Origin of the sequence: Xanthobacter sp. YC-JY1 (genome assembly GCF_021730305.1) — a bacterium.
GTDB lineage: Bacteria > Pseudomonadota > Alphaproteobacteria > Rhizobiales > Xanthobacteraceae > Xanthobacter > Xanthobacter flavus.
The window spans coordinates 3,242,903-3,266,449 of record NZ_CP032674.1; the positions used below are offsets into that span (position 1 = coordinate 3,242,903).

The following is a 23,547-nucleotide window of genomic DNA, read 5'->3' on the forward strand; positions in this document are numbered from 1 at the left end:
CCCGCTCGGGGGAGGAGAAACCGGGCTTGATCCCCGCGGGCCGGGCCCGCGGAGGAACGAAGAGCGGATCAGACGCGACGGCGCTTGCGCGGACGGCAGCCGTTGTGCGGGATCGGCGTCACGTCGCGGATGGAGGTGACGAGGAAACCCGCGGCCTGCAGCGCGCGAAGGGCGGACTCACGGCCGGAACCCGGACCGCAGACTTCCACCTCGAGGGTGCGCATGCCGTGCTCGGCAGCCTTGCGGGCCGCGTCCTCAGCCGCGACCTGCGCGGCGTACGGGGTGGACTTGCGCGAGCCCTTGAAGCCCATGGCGCCGGCCGAGGACCAGGAGATGGTGTTGCCCTGGGCGTCGGTGATGGTGATCATGGTGTTGTTGAACGACGCGTTCACGTGCGCCACGCCAGAGGCGATGTTCTTGCGCTCGCGACGACGGACGCGTGTAGCTTCCTTGGCCATTCTTCTGTCGATCCTTCAGGCGCGCCCGTAGCTCCAGGCGCTCGGGATGGCCCACCATGGGCCGGAAATGACCGGAGCCGGCAAGGCCGGCATCCGGGAACTCAAAAAGCCTTGCGGCCGATCACTTCTTCTTGCCAGCGATCGGCTTCGCCGGGCCCTTGCGGGTGCGGGCGTTGGTGTGGGTGCGCTGGCCGCGCACCGGCAGGCCACGACGATGGCGCAGGCCGCGGTAGCAGCCGAGGTCCATCAGGCGCTTGATGTTCATCGCCACTTCGCGGCGCAGGTCGCCTTCCACGAGGTAGTCGCGGTCGATGGTCTCGCGGATCTGCAGCACTTCCTGGTCGGTCAGCTGGTTCACGCGACGCTCGGCGGGAATGCCCACCTTCTCGACGATCTCTTCAGCCTTCTTGGGGCCGATGCCGTGGATATACTGGAGCGCGATGACGACGCGCTTGTTGGTCGGGATGTTGACGCCTGCAATACGAGCCACTGCGCTCTCCATGTGAGCCTGCGCCCGAAGGCGGCTGGCCGGTTGTTGTCCCCGCGTCCGGTGGAGGCCGGCCCCTGCGGGATCTTGACGAATGCTGCCCCGGATACGACAAAGCCGCCGCCCTGCCCAACCCTTTCGGGTGGACCGAACGGCACCTTTTCCGAAGCGAGGAAGTGCCCATAGCGGAGATTCCGCGAGGGGTCAAGTGCGGGAGGGATCAGCGCCTCACCAGCGCGTAAAGCTGCTCCGCCGCCTGCCGCGATTGCCCCGCATCAGCGGACAATCCGATCTGCTCCTCGACAATCCGGATGAGCAAGGCGCTCAGTTCAGGCACCTCCGCCCCATTGCGAAGCGCCTGTAAGACGGGGATCAAATAATCATCATACTCATCTTGAGCATCGGGGACATCTCGTATTCCGATCGGGTCCCATACATTCAAGAGTACCTGCCTAACACCCTTCAGTAGTTCGTTCATTTCATTCATAGCGATCACCTTACTTCGGCCAAGCCGTTATCACTACACCTGCGGGATCGAGAACCACTGTCGCACCTGCGCCCCTAAATTGAGTGGACCCGTTGGCGCGCGGGACAATTCGCAAAGGGTTCTTGACAGCATCAAGAATGGCTGACGGCGACACGCCGCGATTGATTGCCTGGTTGATGCCGTGCCTTGTAAAGCCGGTAATACCCTCTGCCACTTGGACATATCGGCTGTGGTTGCTACTGGTCGCCCCTGATGAGGCGCCCAATCCCCCGGCCCATCTCCCGCCATCAGGATTTCCCGCTGGCACCCTCGGTTGCTCGGGATTGTATTTCCAAGCAAGCGAGCATCGCAGTAGCGCGACGCGCAAGCGCGTAGCCGCCAAGTCGGCCCGCACCCTTCCAACGTCAAACTTATCTGGGATAATATTCCGATCTCCACATCGCTATATATAGGAATATTCTCCTATCTTCAGACAAAAGAAAAGACCCCTTCGCTCGGCAGCGCGAAAGGGCCCTTCTTCAAATCCTCTATGTCAAATGGACCACGGCCGAAAAACGGCCGAAGCCCCCTGCCCTCACGCCGCCTCGGCGAGAACCCCGTCGATGGCGGCGGTGACCTGATCGATGGGCGCCATGCCGTCGATCTGCTTCAGCTGGCCGCGCGCCTTGTAATAGGGCGCGACCACGGCGGTATCGCGGTTGTAGGCTTCCAGGCGGGTCTTGAAGACCACCGGATCATCATCCTTGCGCACCGGCTCGCCCTTGGAGGCGGCCTCGGCGGCGCGGTTGAGGATGCGGTTGACCAGCTTCTCCTGGTCCACCACCAGCTCGATCACCGCGTCGAGCTTGAGGCCCTTCTCGGTGAGCAGATGGTCCAGCGCCTCGGCCTGCGCCACCGTGCGCGGGAAGCCGTCGAGGATGAAGCCGTTTCGGGCATCCGCCTCGCCGATGCGCTCGGCGATGATGCCGATGACGATCTCATCCGAGACCAGCCCGCCGGCATCCATCACCGCCTTCGCCTTCAGCCCCACCGGCGTGCCCGCGGCAACGGCCGCGCGCAGCATGTCTCCGGTGGAAAGCTGGACGATGCCGTGACGGGCCACCAGCCGCTGTGCCTGAGTTCCCTTGCCTGCCCCGGGCGGGCCCAACAGCACCAGCCTCATATTACTTCCTCCTCCCCCCGCGCAGCTTGGCCTTCTTGACCAGTCCTTCGTACTGGTGGGCCAACAGATGTCCCTGGATCTGGGACACGGTGTCCATGGTCACGCTGACCACGATCAGAAGCGACGTTCCTCCGAAATAGAACGGAAGAGAGGCGTAGGAAATCAGCAGTTCGGGGAAGAGGCAAACCGCCGCAATGTAGGCGGCGCCCACGACGGTGATGCGGGTGAGTACATAGTCGATGTACTCGGCCGTCCGCTCACCCGGGCGGATGCCCGGAATGAAGCCGCCGTGCTTCTTCAGATTGTCGGCCGTCTCCACCGGATTGAACACGATCGCGGTGTAGAAGAAGCAGAAGAACACGATCAGCGCCACATACAGCACCATGTAGAGCGGGCGCCCGTGGCCGATGTGGGTGGTGACGGTCTGCAGCCACTCCGGCCCCGAGCCCTGCATGAAGCTGGCGATGGTGGTGGGGATGAGCAGCAGCGAGGAGGCGAAGATCGGCGGGATGACGCCCGACGTGTTCAGCTTCAGCGGCAGATGCGAGGACTGGCCCTCATAGATGCGGTTGCCGACCTGGCGCTTGGGATACTGGATCAGCAGCCGGCGCTGGGCACGCTCCATGAACACGATGAAGGCGATGACCACCACGGCCATCACCAGCATGGCGAGAATCACCACGGTGGAGATGGCGCCCTCGCGGCCGAGTTCCAGCGTGCGCACGAAGGCGCCGGGCAGTTCGGCGACGATGCCGGCGAAGATGATGAGCGAGGTGCCGTTGCCGATGCCGCGCGAGGTGATCTGCTCACCCAGCCACATCAGGAACATGGTGCCGCCAGTCAGGGTGATGACCGTGGAGATGCGGAAGAACCAGCCCGGCTCCGCCACCACGCTACCCGAGCCCTCGAGGCCCACGGCGATGCCATAGGCCTGGAACAGGGCCAGCACCACGGTGAGGTAGCGGGTGTACTGGTTGAGCTGCTTGCGGCCCGCCTCGCCTTCCTTCTTCAGCGCCTCCAGCGTCGGCGAGACGCTGGTGAGGAGCTGGATGATGATGGAGGCGGAGATGTACGGCATGATGTTCAGGGCGAAGATGGCCATGCGCTGCACGGCGCCGCCCGAGAACATGTTGAAGAGGCCGATGATCCCCTGCTGGGCGTTCTTGAAGACGTCCGCCAGCGCGTCCGGATTGATGCCGGGCATGGGGATGTAGGTGCCGAGCCGATAGACGAGAAGCGCGCCGAGGGTGAACCAGATGCGCTTCTTCAGCTCCTCGGCCTTGCCGAGGGCACCGAAATTGAGGTTCGCCGCGAGTTGTTCCGCCGCCGAGACCATGCCTTGCTCCGATGGACGCCACCCTGGTGGGCGGCCCTTATATGAGGGCGCAACGCTCGGGTGCCAAGGCAAAGGGACCAGGGCTCCCCGCCGACGGTCCCGCTACCGGCTCCCTTGCCGAAGCGCTGGACCCTGGCGGGAGTGCCATGGGCCGGTGCCCGGGCGCGTCCTGGACGATCAGTCCCGAACGGAGCGTTGGGGCAAACTGGGCCGGCGCGACGGATGGCCGCAGTCCGGCAGGAAGAGCCGATATCCGGCCGATGGTGCGCCCGCCGGGGGCACGCGGGACCGATCCCGACTCGGATGCTGGAGGCCGAAGCCGCCCTCGCACCCGTCACACCTTCGGCGGCACCGGAGCGTCACCTGAAACCGGGCGCCTCAAAGGAGCGCCCGAAACACGAAGACCCGGCCAAGAGCCGGGCATCCGCAAGAGGTTGGCCCGAACATGGGTTCGGCGCGGCGGCATGAAGCCCCGCGCCGTCCCCTGTTCCGGATCAGCCTCGGCTCACTCGGCCTCGACGGCCGCCGCGAGCACGGTCACCAAGCCACCGGCCTTCTCCACAGCGGCGACGGCGGACTTGGTGGCGTAGGCCACTTCGAGCGTCACCTTGGCGGAGAGCTCACCGTTGCCGAGCACGCGCACACCATCCTTCACCCGGCGCAGCACGCCGGCGGTGACGAGGGCGGCCTCGGTCACGGGCTGGCCCGCGTCGAGACGGCCGGCATCGACCGCGGCCTGGATCTTGGCGAGTGAGACCTCGTTGTAATCCAGGCGGAAGATGTTGTGGAAGCCGCGCTTCGGCAGGCGACGATGCAGCGGCATCTGGCCGCCCTCGAAGCCCTTGATGGCGACGCCGGTCCGGGCCTTCTGGCCCTTCACGCCGCGACCCGCGGTCTTGCCCTTGCCGGAGCCAATGCCCCGACCCACGCGCATCCGCTTCTTGCGGGCGCCGGGATTGTCCCTGATTTCGTCGAGCTTCATGTCCCGCTCCTCACTCGACCACACGGACGAGGTGGGCGACCTTGGCGATCATGCCGCGGACGGCCGGGGTATCCTTGAGAGTGGAGCGGCGGTGCCGCTTGTTCAGCCCGAGGCCGACGAGGGTGGCCTCCTGATCGAACGGACGGCGGATCGGCGAGCCGATCTGCTCCACGGTGACTGTCTTGTCGCTCATGATGGCGCGCTCCTAATCCGACGCTCAGTCCGTCGCTTCCGCGTCTTCGACGCGGCGGCGGGACTGGAGCTGCGACACCTTGATGCCGCGACGCGCAGCGACCGAGCGCGGCGAGTCCTGGTTCTTCAGGGCGTCGAAAGTGGCGCGCACCATGTTGTAGGGGTTGGAAGACCCGAAGGACTTCGCCACCACATCGTGCATGCCGAGGGTTTCGAACACCGCGCGCATCGGGCCGCCGGCAATGATGCCGGTACCAGCCGGGGCGGCGCGGAGCACCACCTTGCCGGCGCCGTGGTGACCATGCACGTCGTGGTGCAGGGTCCGGCCTTCGCGCAGCGGCACGCGGATGAGGGCGCGCTTGGCGCTCTCGGTGGCCTTGCGGATCGCCTCCGGCACCTCGCGGGCCTTGCCGTGGCCGAAGCCGACGCGGCCCTTCTGGTCACCGACCACCACCAGGGCAGCGAAGCCGAAGCGACGGCCGCCCTTCACCACCTTGGCGACGCGGTTGATGTGGACCAGCTTGTCCACGAACGTATTGTCGCGGTCCTCGCGCTCGTGGCGCTGTTCCCGTTCACGGGCCATGTTCGCTCGTCCTTGCGTCAGAACTGAAGGCCGCCTTCGCGGGCGCCCTCAGCGAGCGCCTTGACGCGCCCATGATAGATGTATGCGCCACGATCGAACACGACCGCGGTCACGCCCTTGGCCATCGCCCGCTCGGCAACAAGCTTGCCGATGGTCTTGGCGGCCTCGGTGTCCGCACCGGTCTTCAGCGACCCGCGCAGATCCTTCTCGAGGCTCGATGCGGCGGCGAGAGTCTCGCCCTTCGCATCGTCGATGACCTGCGCATAGATGTGCTGCGAGGTCCGGTGCACCGACAGGCGCGGACGCCCGTTCGCAGCAACGCGGATCGCACGGCGCACCTTGGCCTTGCGGCGCGCCTGCGCCTCCAAATCCTTAGCCATGGTTCGCCTCCGTCACTTCTTCTTGCCTTCCTTGCGGAAGATGAATTCGCCGGCATACTTGACGCCCTTGCCCTTGTAGGGCTCGGGGCCACGGAACTCGCGGATCTCCGCCGCCACCTGGCCGACCTTCTGGCGGTCGATGCCCGTGACCACCACTTCGGTGGGCTTGGGGGTGACGATCTGGATGCCCTCGGGGATCGCGTAGATCACGTCGTGGCTGTAGCCGAGCGAGAGGTTCAGGTTCTTGCCCTGCACCGCCGCCTTGTAGCCGACGCCGGTGATCTCGAGCTTCTTCTCGAAGCCCTTGGTCACGCCTTCGACCAAGTTGGAGACCAGCGTGCGGGACATGCCCCACATGGCCTTGTGACGGGAGGTCTCGCCGTTCATCGAGAGCTGGATTTCCGAGCCCTCGATCTTGGCGGCGATCTCTTCCACCAGGATCACTTCAAGGGCGCCCTTCGGGCCCTTCACCTTCACCGTCTGTCCGTCCAGGCTGGCGGTGACGCCAGCCGGAATGGCGACGGGCAGCTTGCCGATCTTCGACATCTTGTCCTCCGTCGTCAGAACACGGTGAAGAGCACTTCGCCGCCGACGTTCTTGTCGCGGGCTTCGTGGTCGGCCATCACGCCCTGGGGCGTGGAGACGACGGCGATGCCGAGACCGTTGGCGACGCGGGGAAGGTTCTTGACCGCCGCATAGACGCGACGGCCGGGCTTCGACACGCGGGCGATCTCGCGGATCACCGGCGTTCCGTCGAAATACTTCAGCTCGATCTCGAACTCGGTACGGCCGTTGCCGTGGTCGGTCGAGGTGTAGCCGCGGATGTAGCCCTCGTCGCGAAGGACATCCAGGACCGAGGCGCGCAGACGCGAGCCGGGGGTCGAGGTCTTGTCCTTGCGGCGCATCTGGGCGTTGCGGATGCGGGTGATCAGATCGCCGATGGGATCAGTTACAGCCATCGTTCCCTCCTCACCAGCTCGACTTCACGAGGCCGGGCACCATGCCCTGGTTGCCCAGCTCGCGCAGCGCGATACGGCTCATCTTGAGCTTGCGGTAGAAGGCACGCGGACGGCCAGTCACCTCGCAGCGGTTGCGGATCCGGATCTTCGCGCCGTTGCGCGGCATTTCCGCCAGCTTGAGGGTCGCCTGGAAGCGCTCCTCGATCGGCAGGGTCTTGTCATTCACGATCGCCTTCAGACGCGCGCGCTTCGCCGCCTGGCCAGTGGCCAGCTTGCGGCGGCGCTCGTTCGTCTCGATCGCGCTCTTCTTCGCCATCTTTAGCTCCTGTTCTCCGCGTCTGAGCAGCTCGTCCTGAGCCCCTCACGGCCGGAAAATCACGTCCTCACTCGTCTCGTCGTCCGGGCCCGGCCATGAGCCGGAACCGAAGAGGCGCTTCGAGCGAAGCGCCCCTCATACCCGCTCACTGGCGGAAGGGGAAGTTGAAGGCCTTCAGAAGCGCGCGGGCTTCCTCGTCGGTCTTCGCCGTGGTGCACACGATGATGTCCATGCCCCAGATCTGCTCGACGCGGTCGTAGTTGATCTCGGGGAACACGATGTGCTCCTTCACGCCCATGGCATAGTTGCCACGGCCGTCAAAGCTCTTCGGGTTCAGGCCGCGGAAGTCGCGGACGCGGGGCAGAGCCACGGTCACGAGGCGGTCCATGAACTCGTACATGCGGGTCTTGCGAAGGGTGACCTTCGCGCCGACCGGCTGGTTCTCGCGCAGCTTGAAGTTCGAGATCGCCTTGCGGGCCCGGGTGATGACCGGCTTCTGGCCGGCGATCTGGGCGAGGTCCGCGGCGGCGGTCGTCACCTTCTTGGTGTCGGCGGTGGCTTCGCCCACGCCCATGTTGATGACGATCTTCTCGATGACCGGCACTTCCATGGCGTTCTTGTAGCCGAACTGCTCGATCATCTTCGGCCGCACCACCTCGTCATAGAAGGTGCGCAGCCGCGCGTTATAGGTCGCCTCAGCCATCGATCCTCTCCCCGGAACGCTTGGCCACGCGGACCTTGCGTCCGTCATCCAGCACCTCGAAGCCGACGCGGGTCGGCTTGCCGTCCTTGGGGTCGGCAATGGCGACGTTCGACAGGTGGATGGGAGCCTCCTTGGAGATGATCCCGCCTTCCTGGTTCGCCGACTGGCGCTGGTGACGCTTCACGATATTCACGCCGCGCACGAGAGCCTTCTCGTCCTTCGGCATCACCTGAATGACCTCGCCGGTGCGGCCCTTGTCGCGGCCGGCGAGGACGACGACCTTGTCGCCCTTCTTGATCTTCGCGGCCATCACAGCACCTCCGGCGCCAGCGAGATGATCTTCATGTGGTTCTTGGAGCGCAGCTCGCGCGGAACCGGTCCGAAGATGCGGGTACCCACCGGCTCCTTGTTGTTGTTGATCAGCACGGCCGCGTTGCGGTCGAAGCGGATCACGGAGCCATCGACGCGACGGATGTCCTTGGCGGTGCGAACCACCACGGCCTTCATCACGTCGCCCTTCTTCACGCGGCCGCGCGGGATCGCCTCCTTGACCGACACCACGATGATGTCGCCGACGTGGGCATACTTCCGCTTCGAGCCGCCAAGTACCTTGATGCACATGACGCGACGGGCGCCGGAATTGTCCGCCACGTCGAGATTGGTCTGCATCTGGATCATGACGCACCTGTTCTCGTCATCCAGCGCCGCCGGCGCACCGGCATTGCCTTAACCCTTGTTCGCCGTGCCCGCTCATCGGAACACGGTGTTGCCGCGGTGCGGTCTCCACTCGATCCTCCCTTAGGACGATCGACGGACCCGGCACCGGAGCCCTCCCAGCCGGACGATCCATCCGGACGGGAAACTCTCTATCAGACCTCGGCGCGCTTTTCGCCCTGGATCACGATCCAGTTCTTCAGCTTCGAGATCGGACGGTGCTCCTCGATCCAAACGGTATCACCCACATGCCAGGCATTGGCCTCGTCATGGGCATGGTACTTCTTGGACCGACGCACGGTCTTCTTGAGCAGCGGATGGGTGAAGCGGCGCTCCACCCGGACCACCACGGTCTTGTCGGTCTTGTCGCTCACCACGACGCCCTGGAGCACGCGCTTCGGCATCGCTTCCTCACTTCGCCTTCTGCACCGGCGAACCGGTGCGCTTATTAGTCTGCACGGTCTTGATCCGCGCGATGTCGCGGCGGATCTGCTTGGACCGGGCGGTATTCTCGAGCTGGCCCGTCGCCTTCTGGAAGCGCAGGTTGAACTGCTCCTTCTTCAGCTTCAGCAGCTCATCGGCGAGCTGATCGGGGCTGAGGGCCCGAACGTCCTCGGCTTTCATGAGCCTCTCCTCACTCGGCGATGCGCTGGATGAAGCGCGTCTTGATGGGCAGCTTCGCCGCGGCGAGGGTCAGCGCCTCGCGCGCGGTCTCGACGCTAACCCCGTCGATCTCGAACATGATACGGCCGGGCTTGACGCGGGCCGCCCAATACTCGGGCGCGCCCTTGCCCTTACCCATACGGACTTCCGTGGGCTTGGCCGACACCGGGACGTCGGGGAACACCCGGATCCAGACGCGTCCGGCGCGCTTCATGTGGCGGGTGAGCGCGCGGCGGGCCGCCTCGATCTGGCGGGCAGTCACGCGCTCCGGCTCGACGGCCTTGAGGCCGAATTCGCCGAAGTTCAATTCCGTGCCGCCCTTGGCGACGCCGTGAATGCGTCCCTTGAACTGCTTGCGGAACTTGGTGCGCTTGGGTTGCAGCATGGCTTGATCGCCTTCTCTCTAGCCGGCCATCAAGCCCGGGAGCCGCGGTCGCGGTCGCCGCGATCGCCACGCTCACGGTCACCGCGCTCGCGCCGCTGGGGACGCGAAGAGGGACCGGCTTCCTGCTCGGCCTGGCGCTTGTCCTGCGCCATGGGATCGTGCTCGAGGATCTCGCCCTTGAAGATCCACACCTTGACACCGCAGGTGCCGTAGGTGGTGAAGGCAGTGGCGGTGCCGTAGTCCACGTCCGCACGCAGGGTGTGCAGCGGAACGCGGCCCTCGCGGTACCACTCAAGGCGCGCGATCTCAGCGCCGCCGAGACGGCCCGAGCAATTGATACGGATGCCTTCGGCGCCGAGGCGCATGGCGGACTGCACGGCGCGCTTCATGGCGCGACGGAAGGCCACGCGGCGCTCCAGCTGCTGGGCGATGGACTCGGCGACAAGGCGCGCGTCGATTTCCGGCTTCCGGATCTCGACGATGTTGATGAAGACTTCCGAGTTGGTCATCTCGGAGACCTTCTTGCGCAGCTTGTCGATGTCCGCGCCCTTCTTGCCGATGACCACGCCCGGACGACCCGAGTAGATGGTCACGCGGCACTTCTTGTGCGGGCGCTCGATCACCACCTTGGACACCGCCGCCTGCTTGAGCTGCTTCATCAGCATCTCGCGGATCTTGATGTCCTCGTGCAGCAGCTTGCCGTACTCGCCCTTGTTGGCGAACCAGCGGCTGTCCCACGTGCGGTTGATGCCGAGCCGGAGCCCGACCGGATTGACCTTCTGACCCATCAGGCCCGCTCCTCGACTTCCCGCACCACGATGGTGATGTGGGCGAAGGGCTTCTCGATACGCGAGGCGCGACCGCGCGCCCGCGGCGAGAACCGCTTCATGACCAGACCCTTGCCCACGTGCGCCTCGGCGACGATGAGATCGTCGACATCGAGCTCGTGGTTGTTCTCGGCGTTGGCGATCGCGCTCTCGAGGCACTTCTTCACATCGCGGGCGATCCGCTTGTGAGAGAACTCGAGATCGGCGAGCGCCGTCGCCACCTTCTTGCCGCGGATCAGACCCGCGACCAGGTTGAGCTTCTGCGGCGAGACGCGCAGGTTGCGCGCCACCGCCTTGGCTTCGTTGTCCGCGAGCGCGCGGGGCTTTGCCTGCTTACCCATGACCGATCACCGCCGCTTCGACTTCTTGTCGGCCGCGTGCCCGTAGTAAGTCCGCGTCGGAGCGAACTCGCCGAACTTCTGGCCGATCATGTCCTCGGTGACATTCACGGGCACGTGCTTGTGACCGTTGTAGACGCCGAAGGTTAAGCCCACGAACTGGGGCAGAATGGTGGAGCGCCGGCTCCAGATCTTGATCACATCGCGGCGACCCGAACCCGCGGCAGCTTCCGCCTTCTTCAGCAGGTAGCCGTCGACGAACGGGCCTTTCCAGACAGAGCGAGACATAGCTCAGGCCCTCACTTCTTGCGCTTGTGGCGGCTGGACACGATGAACTTGTCCGTCGCCTTGTTGCTGCGGGTCTTCTTGCCCTTGGTGGGGATGCCCCAGGGCGTGACCGGATGACGGCCGCCCGAGGTGCGGCCTTCACCGCCGCCGTGCGGGTGATCCACCGGGTTCATGACGACGCCGCGGTTATGCGGACGCTGGCCCAGCCACCGGCTACGGCCGGCCTTGCCCAGCGAGATGTTCATGTGGTCCGGGTTCGAGACCGCACCGACGGTGGCGTAGCACGCACCGTGCACGAGGCGCTGCTCGCCGGAGTTCAGGCGAACGATCACGTAGCCTTCGTCGCGGCCGACAATCTGAGCGTAGGTGCCGGCGGAGCGGGCGATCTGACCGCCCTTGCCGATCTTCAGCTCGACGTTGTGCACGATCGTGCCGACCGGGAGCGAGGACAGCGGGCCGGCATTGCCGGGCTTCACGTCCACGTTGTCGCCGGCGATCACCTGGTCGCCAACGGCCAGGCGCTGCGGCGCCAGGATGTAGGCGAGTTCGCCGTCCTCATACTTGATGAGGGCGATGAACGAGGTGCGGTTCGGATCGTATTCCAGCCGCTCCACCGTCGCCGACATGCCGCGCTTGAGGCGCTTGAAGTCGACGAGACGATAGGTCTGCTTGTGGCCGCCGCCGCGGAAGCGGACGGTGATGCGGCCATTGTTGTTGCGTCCGCCCGAGGAGCTCTTGCCCTCGGTCAGGGTCTTGACCGGCTTGCCCTTGTAGAGGCCGGAGCGGTCCACGATCACGAGCTGGCGAAGGCTCGGCGTGACCGGCTTGAAATGCTTCAGCGCCATGGTCTTATCCCGTTCCCCTCGGCTCTCAGAGGCCCGTGGTGATGTCGATCTTCTGGCCCTCTTCGAGGGTCACGACCGCCTTCTTGACGTCGCTCTGGACGCCCTTGCGGCCCTTGAAGATCTTCGTCTTGCCCTTACGGACCAGCGTGTTCACGCTCTTGACCTTCACGTCGAAAAGCTTCTCCACGGCTTCCTTGATGGAAGGCTTGGAAGCGGTCTTCGCGACGTTGAAGACAACCTTGTTCTGCTCGCTCGCGGTCGTCGCCTTCTCGGTGATGACGGGCGAGACGATCACGTCGTAATGACGCGGTTCGATGTTGCGCGTGCTCATTTGAAGCGCGCCTCCAGCGCGTCCACGGCGGCCTTGGTCAGGACCAGGGTGTCGCGGCGCAGGATGTCATAGACGTTGATGCCCTGGATGGGCAGCACGTCCACGTAGGGCAGGTTGCGCGCCGCGAGCGCGATGTTCTGCTCCACCTGGGCGCCGTCCACGAAGAGAACGGACGAGATGCCGAGCTTCTCAAGCCGCTCCTTGAGCGCCTTGGTCTTCGGATCGGCCAGGTTGGCGGTGTCGAGCACGATGATCTGCTCGGCCTTCGCCTTCGACGACAGCGCATGCTTCAGCGCGAGGGCACGGACCTTCTTCGGCAGGTCGATGGCGTGCGAACGCACCACCGGGCCGAAGGCACGACCGCCGCCGCGGAACTGCGGAGCGGACGCGGCGCCGTGACGGGCGTTGCCGGTGCCCTTCTGCTTGTACAGCTTCTTGGACGTGCGGTTGATTTCCGAACGGCCCTTGGTGCGGTGCGTCCCGGCCTGGCGGCGCGAGAGCTGCCAGGTCACGCAACGATGCAGGATGTCCGCGCGCGGCTCGAGACCGAAGATCTCGTCCGACAGGATCACGGAGCCGGCTTCGGAGCCGTCGAGCGTCTTGACGGTGAGTTCCATCACGCGCCCTCCTCATTGGCGGCTTCAGCGGCGGGAGCCGCATCCGAACCGTTGCCGAGCTTGAACGCGCCGGGCTTGGGGGCCTCGGCGGGCAGCTTCTTCTTCACGGCGTCGCGAACGGTGATCCAGCCACCCGCGTGGCCGGGAACGGCGCCTTCGACGGCGATGAGGCCGCGCTCGACGTCGGTCATCACGACCTTCAGGTTCTGGGTGGTGACGGTGACGTCACCCATGTGGCCAGGCATCTTCTTGTTCTTGAAGGTCTTGCCGGGGTCCTGACGACCGCCGGTCGAACCGATCGAACGATGCGAGATGGAGACGCCGTGCGAGGCGCGAAGACCACCGAAGTTGTGGCGCTTCATGCCGCCGGCGAAGCCCTTGCCGATGGTGGTGCCGGTGACGTCCACATACTGGCCCACGACGAAGTGGTCAGCGGTGATCTCGGCACCGACGGGGATGAGCCCGTCTTCCGGCACGCGGAACTCGGCCATCTTCCGCTTGGGCTCGACCTGAGCCACGGCGAAGTGGCCGCGCTCGGCGCGGGTCACGTTCTTGGGCTTGCGACGGCCAGCACCGAGCTGGACCGCGACGTAGCCATTCTTGTCGAGCGTGCGGTGGGCAACCACCTGGCAGCTCTCAACCTTCAGCACAGTGACCGGCACGTGCTCGCCAGCATCGGTGAAGATGCGGGTCATGCCGACCTTCTGGGCGATGACGCCTGACCGCATGGTCGTGTCTCCTCGCACCACGTCAGAGCTTGATTTCGACGTCAACGCCGGCGGCGAGGTCGAGCTTCATCAGCGCGTCCACCGTCTGGGGCGTCGGATCGACGATATCGAGCAGGCGCTTGTGGGTGCGCATCTCGAACTGCTCACGCGACTTCTTGTCGATGTGAGGCGAACGGTTGACGGTGAACTTCTCGATCCGCGTGGGCAGCGGGATCGGGCCGCGCACCTGCGCACCCGTGCGCTTGGCCGTGGCGACGATCTCGCGCGTCGACGCATCGAGGATGCGGTGATCGAACGCCTTCAGGCGAATTCGAATGTTCTGGCCGTTCATGGCTCAATTGGCTCCAGGAAGAGGAAACGCGCACGCCGGTGCGCAGCGCGTTTCGTTCTTGTTGATCACTCGATGATGGCGGCGACGACGCCGGCGCCGACGGTGCGGCCGCCTTCACGGATGGCGAAGCGCAGCTTCTCCTCCATGGCGATCGGAACGATCAGGTGCACGTCCATCGACACGTTGTCGCCCGGCATCACCATCTCGGTGCCTTCGGGCAGCGTGCACACGCCGGTCACGTCCGTCGTGCGGAAGTAGAACTGCGGGCGGTAGTTGGTGAAGAACGGCGTGTGGCGGCCGCCCTCTTCCTTCGTCAGGATGTACGCCTCGGCCTTGAACTTCGTGTGCGGCTTCACCGAACCCGGCTTGCACACGACCTGGCCACGCTCCACGTCCTCACGCTTGGTGCCGCGCAGCAGGATGCCGACATTGTCGCCAGCCTGGCCCTGGTCGAGCAGCTTGCGGAACATCTCGACGCCGGTCACGGTCGTCTTGACGGTCGGGCGGATGCCGACGATCTCGACTTCCTCGCCGACCTTGATGATGCCGCGCTCGACACGGCCGGTCACCACGGTGCCGCGGCCGGAGATCGAGAACACGTCCTCGATCGGCATCAGGAACGGCAGGTCGATGGGACGCTCGGGCTGCGGGATGTAGGCGTCGACCGCCTCCATCAGCTTCAGCACCGCGTCACGGCCGAGCGCCGGATCGCCGTTCTCGAGCGCAACCAGCGCCGAGCCGCGGATGATCGGGATGTCGTCGCCGGGGAAGTCGTACTTCGAGAGGAGCTCGCGCACCTCCATCTCCACGAGCTCGAGGAGCTCCGGATCGTCGACCATGTCGCACTTGTTCAGGAACACCACCAGCGCCGGAACGCCGACCTGACGGGCGAGCAGGATGTGCTCGCGGGTCTGCGGCATCGGGCCGTCGGCGGCGGACACCACCAGGATCGCGCCGTCCATCTGCGCCGCGCCGGTGATCATGTTCTTCACGTAGTCGGCGTGCCCGGGGCAGTCGACGTGCGCGTAGTGGCGGTTGTTGGTCTCGTACTCCACGTGTGCCGTGGAGATCGTGATGCCGCGCGCCTTCTCTTCCGGCGCCTTGTCGATCTGGTCGTACGCCGTGAACGTCGCGCCGCCGGACTCCGCAAGAATCTTCGTGATCGCAGCCGTCAGCGACGTCTTGCCGTGATCAACGTGACCGATCGTGCCGATGTTGCAGTGCGGCTTCGAGCGGTTGAACTTCTCTTTGGCCATGGGACTCTCCGTTGGGTCTCTCTGGCGTGATCAGAAAGGGTGAAGTGGGGTTCAGGCCAACGCGATCACGCGTACTTGGCCTGAACCTCCTGAGCGACGTTCGACGGCACCTGCTCGTAGTGGTCGAACTGCATGGTGAAGGTGGCACGCCCCTGGCTGAAGGAGCGCAGGGTGTTCACGTAGCCGAACATGTTGGCGAGCGGCACCATCGCGTTGATGACGTTGGCGTTGCCACGCATGTCCTGGCCCTGAATCTGGCCACGACGGGAGTTCAGGTCGCCGATGACCGAGCCGGTATAGTCTTCCGGGGTCACCACCTCGACCTTCATGATCGGCTCCAGCAGCACCGAGGTGCCCTTCTGCAGGGCCTCGCGGAACGCCGCACGGGACGCGATCTCGAACGCCAGGGCCGACGAGTCCACTTCGTGGAACGCGCCGTCGGTGAGCGTCACCTTGACGTCCACCACCGGGAAGCCCGCCAGCACGCCGGCGCCAAGCACACTCTCGAGGCCCTTCTGGACGCCCGGGATGTACTCCTTCGGCACCGCGCCGCCGACGATGGCGCTCTCGAACGAGAAGCCCTTGCCGGCCTCGTTCGGCTCCACCGTGAACTTCACCCGCGCGAACTGGCCGGTACCACCGGTCTGCTTCTTGTGGGTGTAGTCCACCTCGGTCTTCTTCGTGAGGGTCTCACGATAGGCGACCTGCGGAGCGCCGATGTTGGCATCGACCTTGTAGGTGCGCTTCAGGATGTCGACCTTGATGTCGAGGTGCAGTTCGCCCATCCCCTTGAGGATGGTCTGGCCGCTCTCAAAGTCGGTCGACACGCGGAAGGACGGATCCTCGGCAGCCAGCTTGGACAGGGCAATGCCCAGCTTCTCCTGGTCGGCCTTGGACTTCGGCTCGATCGCGATCTCGATGACCGGCTCGGGGAATTCCATCTTCTCCAGGATCACAGCCTTGGCCGGATCGCAGAGGGTATCGCCGGTGCGCACATCCTTGAGGCCGGCGAGAGCGACGATGTCGCCCGCATAGGCTTCCTTGATGTCTTCCCGGTTGTTGGCATGCATCAGCAGCATCCGCCCGACGCGCTCACGCTTGTCGCGGGTGGAGTTGAGCAGGCCCATGCCGGTTTCCATCTTGCCGGCATAGACGCGGCAGAAGGTGATGGTGCCGACGAACGGGTCGTCCATGATCTTGAACGCGAGCACGGAGGTCGGCTCGTCGTCCGACGGAAGACGCACGGTGTCTTCCTCGGTCTTGAAGTCGATGCCCTTGATCGCGCCGCGATCGATCGGCGACGGCAGATAGTCCACCACCGCGTCGAGCAGGGGCTGCACGCCCTTGTTCTTGAAGGCCGAGCCGCAGAACACGGGGTTGAACTTGCGGCCGATGACGGCGAGGCGGATCAGGCGCTTGAGGGTCGCCTCGTCCGGCTCGGTGCCGTCGAGATAGGCAGCCATGGCGTCGTCGTCGAGCTCGACGGCGGCTTCCACCAGCTTGTTGCGGTATTCGGCGGCCTTGTCGGCGAGATCCGCGGGGATCTCCTCGTCATGGTACTTCGCGCCGAGGGCTTCGTCTTCCCACACGACCGCCTTCATGCGGACGAGGTCGATGATGCCCTTGAAGTTGCTCTCCGAGCCGATCGGAAGCTGGCAGCACACCGGGTTGCCGGCGACGCGGTCCACGATCATCTCGACGCAGCGGTAGAAGTCGGCGCCGATCTTGTCCATCTTGTTGACGAACACGACGCGCGGCACGTTGTACTTGTCCGCCTGGCGCCACACGGTCTCGGTCTGCGGCTCGACGCCCTGGTTGCCGTCCAGCACGCACACGGCGCCGTCGAGCACGCGGAGCGAACGCTCCACCTCGATGGTGAAGTCCACGTGCCCGGGGGTGTCGATGATGTTCAGGCGCTTGCCCTGCCAGATAGCAGTCGTCGCGGCCGACGTGATGGTGATGCCGCGTTCCTGCTCCTGGGTCATCCAGTCCATGGTGGCAGCGCCATCATGGACTTCGCCGATCTTGTGGCTCTTGCCGGTGTAATAGAGGATCCGCTCGGTCGTGGTGGTCTTGCCGGCATCAATGTGGGCCATGATGCCGAAGTTGCGGTAGTCCTCGATCGCGTGAGTACGGGCCATCGCTCAGTCCTCTCCGATCACCAGCGGTAATGCGAGAACGCGCGGTTGGCTTCCGCCATACGGTGCGTATCTTCGCGCTTCTTCACGGCGGAGCCGCGATTGTTGGCAGCATCGAGCAACTCGGCGGAGAGACGCTCCACCATGGTCTTCTCGTTGCGGGCGCGGGCCGAGGCGATGAGCCAGCGGATCGCGAGGGTCTGGCGACGCTCAGTGCGCACCTCGACCGGAACCTGGTAGGTCGCGCCACCGACGCGGCGGGAGCGAACTTCCACCGCGGGGGCAACGTTCTCGAGCGCCTGGATGAAGACCTCGACCGGATCGTGCTTCGCCTTGGCCTCGACCACGTCGAGGGCGCCATAGACGATGCCTTCGGCAACCGACTTCTTGCCGTCGCGCATGACGGAATTCATGAAGCGCGACAGGGTGGTCGAGCCATACTTGGCGTCCGGGATGACTTCGCGGCGCTCGGCCTTGTGACGACGGGACATCGTTCAGATCCTCACTATCACTTCGGCCGCTTCGCGCCGTACTTCGAACGGCGCTGCTTGCGGTTCTTCACGCCCTGGGTATCCAGCACGCCACGCAGAATGTGGTAGCGCACGCCGGGAAGATCCTTCACGCGGCCGCCACGGATCATCACCACGGAGTGTTCCTGAAGGTTGTGACCTTCACCGGGGATGTAGCCGATCACTTCGTAGCTGTTGGTGAGCCGCACCTTGGCGACCTTACGAAGAGCCGAGTTCGGCTTCTTCGGGGTCGTCGTGTAAACGCGCGTGCAAACGCCGCGCTTCTGCGGGCTCGCCTGGAGCGCCGGCGCCTTGTCGCGCGCCTTCTGCGCTTCGCGCGGCTTACGGATCAGCTGGTTGATCGTCGGCATGTACGCCTTCGCCTCGTCCTGATCTGCGGCCTTGGCCGCATCCTTCATTTCGACGACCCCTGTGAAGGATCGCCACGACTGGCCCCGAGGGGGCCTGAATTCCCTTCGCACCGACGAACACGAAAGGCGCCGTCCACCGCCCAAACGGGGGCAGACACGCCTTTCTCGCGACAGAGGATCACAGCGCGCTATACCGGGGCTTTTTTCCCGGCCGGCGCCGCGATCATGCACCTGAAGTTATCGCAGTGCTGTTCCTGGCAGCGTTTCGGCTTCAAGATCGGCCCTTCAAGCACTTGGGAGCGCTGAAATCGAAGGGAACAATCACTCAGACGCCGACCGCCTGCCGCGAAAGTGGGCTGCTTCTAACCGGAGAGTCGCGTTCAGTCAATAAGGATCGACCTGACTTTCCCGTAATTACGCGGCTTTGAGGCTTACGAAGGCGTGACCGCAGCCGTAAATCACACCCACCCCGCCGGTAATTCATTCTTTTTTAACAAATGACCCCTCCCGCGGCGCGGGAGGGGCGATCTTGAAAGGAATCAGCCGAGGAGGGCGGCGACGCCGTCGCGCTCTTCCAGCAGCTCCTTGAGGGTCTTGTCGAACTGGGCCTTGGAGAAGTCGTCCATGGGCAGGCCCTGGACCACTTCATACTCGCCCGCGGTGCAGATGGCAGGCATGCCGAAAACGATGCCCTCGGGCACGCCATAGGAGCCGTCGGAGGCTACGCCCATGGACACCCACTTGCCGGCGGTGCCGTGGATCCAGTCATGCATGTGGTCGATGGCGGCGTTGGCCGCGGAGGCCGCGGACGACAGGCCACGGGCCTCGATGATGGCGGCGCCGCGCTTGCCGACAGTCGGCAGCAGGGTCTCGCGATACCAGGTCTCATCGTTGATGAGCTCCGGCAGCGGCTTGCCCTTCACGGTGGCGAAGCGGTAGTCGGCATACATGGTCGGGGAGTGGTTGCCCCACACCGCCACCTTCTCGATGTCCTTGCTCTCGACGCCGGCCTTGGCCGCGAACTGCGACAAAGCGCGGTTGTGGTCGAGGCGGAGCATGGCGGTGATGTTGCGGGCCGGCAGGTCCGGGGCGCTCTTGGCGGTGATGTAGGCGTTGGTGTTGGCGGGGTTGCCGACCACCAGCACCTTCACGTCGCGCTTGGCCACCTCGTTCAGCGCCTTGCCCTGGACCTTGAAGATCTCGGCGTTGGCGGAGAGGAGGTCGGCGCGCTCCATGCCCTTCGAGCGCGGACGGGCGCCCACGAGAATCGCGGCGTCGATGTCCTTGAAGGCGACCTTGGGATCGTCGGTGATGACCACGCCCGCGAAATTCGGGAACGCGCAGTCCTCGATCTCCATCACCACGCCCTTCACCGCACCCTGCGCCTGGGGGAGGTCGAGAAGCTGGAGGATGACCGGCTGATCCTTGCCGAACAGGTCGCCGTTGGCGATGCGGAAAAGGAGAGAATAGCAAATCTGACCGGCGGCGCCCGTAACTGCGACGCGAACGGCGGGTTTGGTCATGAGAGGAAGCCCTTTGCCTTGGATGAGCCCCGAAGGCTCGGGCGCGCAATCTATGCTGCGGCGCGGCCGATGGAAAGGCGCTCGCGCACCCGTCAATCGGCCGCGCCGCACGACCTTCGGCTAAGCGCCTTGTGGCCGGTGCCTTCCCTTTCAGACGTTGGCCGGGACAGGCGGAAAGGCGGCGGCCTTGAGGAAGGCGAGCGTGCTCTCGAACTCTGCCGGCGTGACCCCGTAGTCGTAAATGCCATCATACAACCTGAAGAGACTGCCGCTGATCTCCACACGGAGCCGCGGCGGAGTCTCCCCCTCGGCGGGCAGCAGGCGGCAAGCGACGTTGACGTCGGGGCCCGACACATCTCCTCGGCAGAGGATGGCGGCTGCCCCGCTGGCTCTCAGGTCGTAGAGCTTGATGATGGTCACGTCCTTGGGCCCATCGGGATCGATGCGGATGAAGCCCTTGTCGGCCGCCGTCTTCTCCAGCGTGATGCTGTAGCGCTGACCGTTGGCGTCCACCGGATTGACCATAACCCGCATGATGTCCTCCCCCACCACCTCAAGGTGGCCGGGCCGGACAATACAACTAAAACGAGCCCTATGAAATAAGACAACCAAAGAGCCGGATGCCGTTACAGCACCACCACATGGTTGGGGATCTCGTTGCGGTCGTCGGGTTTGCGCGGGAGGGGGCCGGCGAGGAGGTCGCCGGCCTTCTCGACGCCGGCGACAAGCCCCTCGGCGAGGCTTCCCTCCCGGGCGCGGGCGGCGACCGCATCGCAGATGTCGCGCCAGGCGGCAGCGCCCAGCGGGCCGTGGGTGGCGTCATCGGCCACCACCTCCACCAGCCGCTCGCGCGCCGCGGCGAAGATGAGGATGCCGGTGCGCCCCGCCGTCTGGGGAATGCCGTAGCTCAGGAAGGTCTCGATGGCCGCATTGCGCGCCGCCGCCTTGAGCGCGAGGCGGGGCACCGCCTTCTCCGCCATTCCGGGCATCAGCAGCGCCGCAGCGAGGATGACGAACAGCATGGACTGCAGCGCCAGCGCCGAGAGCGCCGACATGGGATAGGCCAGCACGATGAGCCACGGCAGCACCAGCGCCGCCAGCGAGGCCCACAGGATGGAGAAGAAGGGGTGCTGCACCAGCGGCGCCCGTGTCACCACCACCCGGATCTCGGCAGACGTCTTGGCTTCCGCCAGCGTCACCGCCTCGGCGATGCGCTGAAGCGCGTGCTGCGGCAGGCCGTAGCGGCCCGCATCCTCGGTGGTGGTCGTCGTGGCGGATTGCTGGTTCACGGAAAGCTCTCACCCTACGCCGGCGGAACCGGCAGTTTGCAGGCGCACGGTAAAATCGCAAGGGCGGGCCGCACTACCAGTCGCCCGAGGCGCCGCCCCCGCCGGAGGAGCCGCCGCCGCCTGACCAGCCGCCGCCCGAAGAGCCACCGGACCAGCCGGAGCTGCCGGTGCCCCATTCCCACGAGATCGGACCGCCGGCCACCGCGCCGCCGCGCTTCCTGCGGGCCGCCGGGCCGCCCGGCCCGCCCCCGCGCACGACGCGCCAGATGATGAAGCCCATGAAGATGACCATCACCGCCAGGAAGATGAGGTTGTCCACCTCCTCCTCGGTCCAGTCGGAGGATTCCAGCTTCTTCGCCCGCGCTTTCGCCTCGTCCGGATCAAGGTTGAGGATTTCGAGGATGGCGTCCGTGCCTTTCACGATGCCGGCCGCCATGTCGCCGGACTTGAAGGCAGGCACGATGGCGTTGCGGATGATGGTGGCCGACACCGCGTCCGTGAGGATGCCTTCGAGCCCGTAGCCCACCTCGATGCGCACCTTGCGCTCGCTGGGGGCGACGAGGAGGAGCACGCCGTTGTTCTTCTTCGCCTGGCCGATCTGCCAGGTGCGGAACAGGCGGTTGGCGTAATCCTCGATGGAGGTGCCCTGCAGCGAGGGAACGGTGGCCACCACCAATTGGTCGCTGGCCTTCGCCTCCTGCGCCGCGAGCTTGGCATCCAGCGCAGCGAGGGTGCCGGCGTCGAGCACATGGGCGGCATCCACCACCCGCCCGGTGAGGGGCGGGAAGGTCAGCTCAGCCCATGCGGGCGCGACGGCGACGGACGCGACGGCAAGGCACAGCGCCAGAAGCCCGGCCAGCACGAGCGCGAAGCGCGTGGCCGGCCGGGGAACCGCAAGGGCGCGCGGCCGGCCCATCTGGTGGCCCATCGCCGTCACTCCCCGCTCAGTTGAACTTCACCTTCGGCACCTGCATCTGCTGCTCGGAGATGGTGAAGGTCTCCATGGGCTTGTAGGCGCGATAGAGGGTGGCGGCCCAAAGCGCCCCCGGGAAGGTCTTCAGCTCGGTGTTATAGACCCGCACCGCCTCGATATAATCGCGCCGTGCCACGGCGATGCGGTTCTCGGTGCCCTCGATCTGCGATTGCAAGGCGAGGAAGTTGGCGTTGGACTTCAGGTCCGGATAGGCCTCCGACACCGCGATCAGCCGGCCCAGCGCCGAGGACAGCCCCGCCTGCGCATCCTGGAACTGCTTGAACTGCTCGGGATTGGTGATGGTCGAGGCATCCACCCGGATGGAGGTGGCCTTGGCGCGCGCCTCGATCACCGAGGTCAGCACGTCCTTCTCCTGGGCGGCATAGCCCTTCACGGTTTCCACCAGATTGGGAATGAGGTCCGAGCGGCGCTGGTACTGGTTCAGCACCTCGCTCCACGCCGCCTTGGCGCGCTCCTCCTCGGTGGGAATCACATTGATGCCGCAGCCCGCCAGCGTCAGCGCGGCAAGCATGGCGAAAAGCGGCGCCCGCAGGCGGGCAAATTCACGAAGCACGATGGACATGGTGGCCCCTCCCCTGTCGCCGCATCCCGGCTGCGGCGTGCTTATAACACGGCAAAGGTCGAGAAAGGTTCCGGTACAATCCGGAGCCCCCATCCTCACGCCTTGCCCAGATAGCCCGGCAGATCCTGCGCCTCGTCGAGCAGCGAGACCTTGATGGCAAGCTTTTCGGCCAGCGCGATGTCAGTTTCCAGCAGGCGCGTGGTCATGAAGGAGCGGTAGTAATTGCCCCACATGAATTCCTGGAACGGCGTGTCCTCATTGGCATAGGCCTTCCCGCGCACGCCGCGGGCGAGCGTGCGCCACGGGTTGTCGGTGAGCTCGCTGACGTGGCGGGGGATCTTCAGGCAGGGGCGGCGGTTGCCGTCCACGTCGATGGGCCAGCACAGGCCCTCGGCTTCCATGCGGTGCCAGAAGGCCTTCAGGTCGAGGTCCGACCAGTCGGCTCGCGCCTCGCCGAGGAGCACGGTCTCGTCGCCGATGTCGATGAGCGCCCGGCACAGATGGTGGTGGTCGATCATGTAGAATCGCCGCTTCGGCCCGACGACGTAGGGCACGGGCCGGTTCTCCTTCAGCGCCCTCAGCTCGCGGCGGGAGAACTTGCGCATCTGCGTGGCGCGCCGCTCCACCTCCTGCAAGCCGAGCGTGAGCTGGGTGGGGTTGAGCGCCGCGATGTCGATCTCGGTGAGGTCCGCCATTCGCTCTCCCCTGCCCGCTTCCGCCATGGCGGGAGCAGGCCCGAAAACGAAGGCGGCGGCAACCCGTGCCGGGTGCCGCCGCCAAGCTTCCATGATCG

Annotated in this window: 36 protein-coding genes; all 36 read right to left on the reverse strand. The window is 65.5% G+C overall.

Translation table 11 applies throughout. From position 1 onward, the window contains the following. Positions 1–68: 68 nt before the first annotated feature. The 36 genes from rpsK to D7006_RS15350 all read right to left on the reverse strand — a co-directional run bounded on the left by rpsK (position 69) and on the right by D7006_RS15350 (position 23,449). Entirely contained in the window at positions 69–458 is a 390-nt protein-coding gene (gene rpsK / locus D7006_RS15175) for a 30S ribosomal protein S11 (protein WP_169124349.1), read from the reverse strand. A 121-nt stretch (positions 459–579) separates the two neighbouring features. Beyond that, positions 580–948 (reverse strand): 30S ribosomal protein S13, encoded by a 369-nt coding sequence (gene rpsM, locus D7006_RS15180; protein ID WP_169124350.1) that lies wholly within the window; start codon positions 946–948, stop codon positions 580–582. A 217-nt stretch (positions 949–1,165) separates the two neighbouring features. Then, positions 1,166–1,432, reverse strand: a complete 267-nt coding sequence (locus D7006_RS15185) for a hypothetical protein (RefSeq protein ID WP_169124351.1) — start codon at positions 1,430–1,432, stop codon at positions 1,166–1,168. 574 nt (positions 1,433–2,006) lie between these two features. Then, positions 2,007–2,594: an adenylate kinase gene (locus tag D7006_RS15190; protein ID WP_169124352.1), complete on the reverse strand. Its 588-nt coding sequence runs from the start codon at positions 2,592–2,594 to the stop codon at positions 2,007–2,009. Between the two features lies 1 nt (position 2,595). After that, positions 2,596–3,930: a preprotein translocase subunit SecY gene (secY, locus tag D7006_RS15195; RefSeq protein WP_169124353.1), complete on the reverse strand. Its 1,335-nt coding sequence runs from the start codon at positions 3,928–3,930 to the stop codon at positions 2,596–2,598. A 505-nt stretch (positions 3,931–4,435) separates the two neighbouring features. Beyond that, entirely contained in the window at positions 4,436–4,912 is a 477-nt protein-coding gene (gene rplO, locus D7006_RS15200; RefSeq protein ID WP_237353635.1) for a 50S ribosomal protein L15, read from the reverse strand. Between the two features lie 10 nt (positions 4,913–4,922). Further along, complete coding sequence (rpmD, locus tag D7006_RS15205; RefSeq protein WP_012116751.1) at positions 4,923–5,105, reverse strand: 50S ribosomal protein L30; 183 nt, start codon at positions 5,103–5,105, stop codon at positions 4,923–4,925. A 24-nt stretch (positions 5,106–5,129) separates the two neighbouring features. Continuing rightward, complete coding sequence (gene rpsE / locus D7006_RS15210) at positions 5,130–5,687, reverse strand: 30S ribosomal protein S5 (RefSeq protein WP_024278457.1); 558 nt, start codon at positions 5,685–5,687, stop codon at positions 5,130–5,132. A 17-nt stretch (positions 5,688–5,704) separates the two neighbouring features. Then, on the reverse strand, positions 5,705–6,067 hold the full coding sequence (rplR, locus tag D7006_RS15215) for a 50S ribosomal protein L18 (RefSeq protein WP_024278456.1): 363 nt from the start codon (positions 6,065–6,067) through the stop codon (positions 5,705–5,707). Positions 6,068–6,079: 12 nt separating this feature from the next. Beyond that, positions 6,080–6,613 carry a 50S ribosomal protein L6 gene (rplF, locus tag D7006_RS15220; protein WP_169124355.1) on the reverse strand — a complete coding sequence of 178 codons (534 nt, stop codon included), beginning with the start codon at positions 6,611–6,613 and terminating at the stop codon, positions 6,080–6,082. 14 nt (positions 6,614–6,627) lie between these two features. Next, positions 6,628–7,026, reverse strand: coding sequence for a 30S ribosomal protein S8 (gene rpsH / locus D7006_RS15225; RefSeq protein ID WP_168458247.1), 399 nt, complete (start codon positions 7,024–7,026; stop codon positions 6,628–6,630). Between the two features lie 10 nt (positions 7,027–7,036). Continuing rightward, positions 7,037–7,342: a 30S ribosomal protein S14 gene (gene rpsN / locus D7006_RS15230; protein WP_024278453.1), complete on the reverse strand. Its 306-nt coding sequence runs from the start codon at positions 7,340–7,342 to the stop codon at positions 7,037–7,039. Between the two features lie 145 nt (positions 7,343–7,487). After that, complete coding sequence (rplE, locus tag D7006_RS15235) at positions 7,488–8,045, reverse strand: 50S ribosomal protein L5 (protein WP_169124356.1); 558 nt, start codon at positions 8,043–8,045, stop codon at positions 7,488–7,490. Further along, complete coding sequence (gene rplX / locus D7006_RS15240; protein ID WP_029558958.1) at positions 8,038–8,355, reverse strand: 50S ribosomal protein L24; 318 nt, start codon at positions 8,353–8,355, stop codon at positions 8,038–8,040. Before rplX ends, rplE begins: the two co-directional genes overlap by 8 nt. Beyond that, a complete protein-coding gene (gene rplN / locus D7006_RS15245; RefSeq protein ID WP_138398138.1) occupies positions 8,355–8,723 on the reverse strand; it encodes a 50S ribosomal protein L14 in 369 nt (122 codons plus the stop codon). The genes rplX and rplN overlap by 1 nt, the downstream gene beginning before the upstream one ends. Positions 8,724–8,914: 191 nt before the next feature. Continuing rightward, a complete protein-coding gene (gene rpsQ / locus D7006_RS15250) occupies positions 8,915–9,163 on the reverse strand; it encodes a 30S ribosomal protein S17 (protein ID WP_169124358.1) in 249 nt (82 codons plus the stop codon). A gap of 7 nt (positions 9,164–9,170) precedes the next feature. Continuing rightward, positions 9,171–9,383, reverse strand: a complete 213-nt coding sequence (gene rpmC, locus D7006_RS15255; protein ID WP_169124359.1) for a 50S ribosomal protein L29 — start codon at positions 9,381–9,383, stop codon at positions 9,171–9,173. A gap of 10 nt (positions 9,384–9,393) precedes the next feature. Then, positions 9,394–9,807 carry a 50S ribosomal protein L16 gene (gene rplP / locus D7006_RS15260; RefSeq protein WP_169124360.1) on the reverse strand — a complete coding sequence of 138 codons (414 nt, stop codon included), beginning with the start codon at positions 9,805–9,807 and terminating at the stop codon, positions 9,394–9,396. Between the two features lie 29 nt (positions 9,808–9,836). Then, a complete protein-coding gene (gene rpsC / locus D7006_RS15265; protein ID WP_169124361.1) occupies positions 9,837–10,595 on the reverse strand; it encodes a 30S ribosomal protein S3 in 759 nt (252 codons plus the stop codon). After that, positions 10,595–10,975, reverse strand: a complete 381-nt coding sequence (gene rplV / locus D7006_RS15270; protein WP_038193664.1) for a 50S ribosomal protein L22 — start codon at positions 10,973–10,975, stop codon at positions 10,595–10,597. Before rplV ends, rpsC begins: the two co-directional genes overlap by 1 nt. Before the next feature lie 6 nt (positions 10,976–10,981). Further along, positions 10,982–11,260, reverse strand: a complete 279-nt coding sequence (rpsS, locus tag D7006_RS15275; RefSeq protein WP_168458251.1) for a 30S ribosomal protein S19 — start codon at positions 11,258–11,260, stop codon at positions 10,982–10,984. An 11-nt stretch (positions 11,261–11,271) separates the two neighbouring features. Then, positions 11,272–12,105 carry a 50S ribosomal protein L2 gene (gene rplB, locus D7006_RS15280; protein ID WP_169124362.1) on the reverse strand — a complete coding sequence of 278 codons (834 nt, stop codon included), beginning with the start codon at positions 12,103–12,105 and terminating at the stop codon, positions 11,272–11,274. Positions 12,106–12,130: 25 nt separating this feature from the next. After that, positions 12,131–12,436 (reverse strand): 50S ribosomal protein L23, encoded by a 306-nt coding sequence (locus tag D7006_RS15285; protein ID WP_168458253.1) that lies wholly within the window; start codon positions 12,434–12,436, stop codon positions 12,131–12,133. Beyond that, positions 12,433–13,053: a 50S ribosomal protein L4 gene (rplD, locus tag D7006_RS15290; protein WP_237353636.1), complete on the reverse strand. Its 621-nt coding sequence runs from the start codon at positions 13,051–13,053 to the stop codon at positions 12,433–12,435. The genes D7006_RS15285 and rplD overlap by 4 nt, the downstream gene beginning before the upstream one ends. Continuing rightward, positions 13,053–13,781 carry a 50S ribosomal protein L3 gene (gene rplC, locus D7006_RS15295; RefSeq protein ID WP_169124364.1) on the reverse strand — a complete coding sequence of 243 codons (729 nt, stop codon included), beginning with the start codon at positions 13,779–13,781 and terminating at the stop codon, positions 13,053–13,055. Before rplC ends, rplD begins: the two co-directional genes overlap by 1 nt. Before the next feature lie 22 nt (positions 13,782–13,803). Then, complete coding sequence (gene rpsJ, locus D7006_RS15300; RefSeq protein WP_012113701.1) at positions 13,804–14,112, reverse strand: 30S ribosomal protein S10; 309 nt, start codon at positions 14,110–14,112, stop codon at positions 13,804–13,806. A 65-nt stretch (positions 14,113–14,177) separates the two neighbouring features. Further along, positions 14,178–15,368, reverse strand: coding sequence for an elongation factor Tu (gene tuf / locus D7006_RS15305; RefSeq protein ID WP_229645841.1), 1,191 nt, complete (start codon positions 15,366–15,368; stop codon positions 14,178–14,180). A 65-nt stretch (positions 15,369–15,433) separates the two neighbouring features. Further along, positions 15,434–17,509: an elongation factor G gene (fusA, locus tag D7006_RS15310; RefSeq protein ID WP_169122763.1), complete on the reverse strand. Its 2,076-nt coding sequence runs from the start codon at positions 17,507–17,509 to the stop codon at positions 15,434–15,436. 17 nt (positions 17,510–17,526) lie between these two features. Next, positions 17,527–17,997, reverse strand: a complete 471-nt coding sequence (rpsG, locus tag D7006_RS15315; RefSeq protein WP_024278437.1) for a 30S ribosomal protein S7 — start codon at positions 17,995–17,997, stop codon at positions 17,527–17,529. 17 nt (positions 17,998–18,014) lie between these two features. Continuing rightward, positions 18,015–18,386: a 30S ribosomal protein S12 gene (gene rpsL / locus D7006_RS15320; RefSeq protein WP_012113697.1), complete on the reverse strand. Its 372-nt coding sequence runs from the start codon at positions 18,384–18,386 to the stop codon at positions 18,015–18,017. A 539-nt stretch (positions 18,387–18,925) separates the two neighbouring features. Next, positions 18,926–19,909: a malate dehydrogenase gene (locus D7006_RS15325; protein WP_169122764.1), complete on the reverse strand. Its 984-nt coding sequence runs from the start codon at positions 19,907–19,909 to the stop codon at positions 18,926–18,928. A 150-nt stretch (positions 19,910–20,059) separates the two neighbouring features. Further along, positions 20,060–20,443, reverse strand: a complete 384-nt coding sequence (locus D7006_RS15330) for a hypothetical protein (protein ID WP_237353637.1) — start codon at positions 20,441–20,443, stop codon at positions 20,060–20,062. A gap of 92 nt (positions 20,444–20,535) precedes the next feature. Beyond that, the gene (locus D7006_RS15335) at positions 20,536–21,198 is read right to left on the reverse strand and encodes a TPM domain-containing protein (RefSeq protein WP_237353638.1); all 663 of its coding nucleotides are present in this window, start codon (positions 21,196–21,198) and stop codon (positions 20,536–20,538) included. Positions 21,199–21,271: 73 nt separating this feature from the next. Beyond that, positions 21,272–22,126 carry a YgcG family protein gene (locus D7006_RS15340; RefSeq protein WP_237353639.1) on the reverse strand — a complete coding sequence of 285 codons (855 nt, stop codon included), beginning with the start codon at positions 22,124–22,126 and terminating at the stop codon, positions 21,272–21,274. A gap of 16 nt (positions 22,127–22,142) precedes the next feature. After that, the gene (locus D7006_RS15345; RefSeq protein WP_169122767.1) at positions 22,143–22,754 is read right to left on the reverse strand and encodes a LemA family protein; all 612 of its coding nucleotides are present in this window, start codon (positions 22,752–22,754) and stop codon (positions 22,143–22,145) included. A 95-nt stretch (positions 22,755–22,849) separates the two neighbouring features. Next, entirely contained in the window at positions 22,850–23,449 is a 600-nt protein-coding gene (locus D7006_RS15350) for a ParB-like protein (RefSeq protein ID WP_237353640.1), read from the reverse strand. Between the last annotated feature and the right edge of the window lie 98 nt (positions 23,450–23,547).